1 pseudogene is annotated in these 545 nt (G+C 70.1%); it reads left to right on the plus strand.

Annotated features, from left to right (window positions below):
- Nucleotides 1-545 (plus strand): annotated as a pseudogene (locus tag N878_RS25995) (alpha-2-macroglobulin family protein); the annotation flags it as partial.

The raw sequence follows: 545 nt of genomic DNA on the forward strand, positions 1-545 counted from the left end.
CCGGGCTGGAAGCGCTGCTGGCGCTGTCGAGCCGGCCGCCGCTGAACCTCGGCGAGCAGATCCGCGCGCTCAAGGCTTACCCCTACGGCTGTCTGGAGCAGACCACCAGCGGCCTCTACCCCTCGCTCTACGCCGACGCCGCCAGCCTCGAGCGTCTCGGCCTGGAAGGCGAGCCGGACGAGCAGCGCCGCGAGAGCATCGAGCTGGGCATCGAACGTCTGCTCGGCATGCAGCGCCACAGCGGCGGCTTCGGCCTGTGGAGCGCCGAGAGCGAAGAGGAATACTGGCTCACCGCCTATGTCACCGATTTCCTCCTGCGTGCCCGCGAGCAGGGCTTCGGCGTGCCGGCCGAGGCGCTGAAGAAGGCCAGCGACCGTCTGCTGCGTTACCTGCAGCAGAGCAGCCTGATCGAGGCCAGTTACAGCGAGGACTTCGCCCACACCCGCTTCGCCGTGCAGGCTTATGCCGGCTACGTCCTGGCGCGCAGCCAGCAGGCGCCGCTGGGCGCGCTGCGCAGCCTGTTCGAGCGGCGCAGCGAGGCGCGT

It is taken from the genome of Pseudomonas sp. EGD-AK9 (assembly GCF_000465935.2).
In the GTDB taxonomy this organism is placed as follows: Bacteria; Pseudomonadota; Gammaproteobacteria; order Pseudomonadales; family Pseudomonadaceae; genus Aquipseudomonas.